Annotated in this window: 1 pseudogene; it reads right to left on the bottom strand. The window is 67.4% G+C overall.

Annotation, left to right across the window (positions count from 1 at the left end):
- Window positions 1–278, bottom strand: a pseudogene (locus EN852_RS40000) (EamA family transporter RarD); the annotation flags it as partial.
- Window positions 279–285: the final 7 nt, after the last annotated feature.

Below are 285 nucleotides of genomic sequence, written 5' to 3' on the forward strand. Positions count from 1 at the left end.
ACGGTCAGCACCGAAACCGCGACCGCGGCCAACGCAACCGCCGCGATCTGCAGCCGGTCGAGCCGTTCGCCGAGCAGCACGGCGCCGACGACGACGTTGACCAGCGGGTTGATGTAATAGCCGAGAGCGGTCTCGACGGTGCGGTCGACCGCGATTGCCCAGACATAGATGCCCCAGTTGACCGAGATCAGCACCGCCGTCAGCGCCGCCATGGCAAGGCTTTTCGGCGAGCGGATCGCCGCCTTGAAATCGGCTGTGCGGCCGGCCCAGACCAGCACGCAAGCC

Source organism: Mesorhizobium sp. M2E.F.Ca.ET.209.01.1.1, assembly GCF_004010375.2.
Lineage (GTDB): Bacteria > Pseudomonadota > Alphaproteobacteria > Rhizobiales > Rhizobiaceae > Mesorhizobium.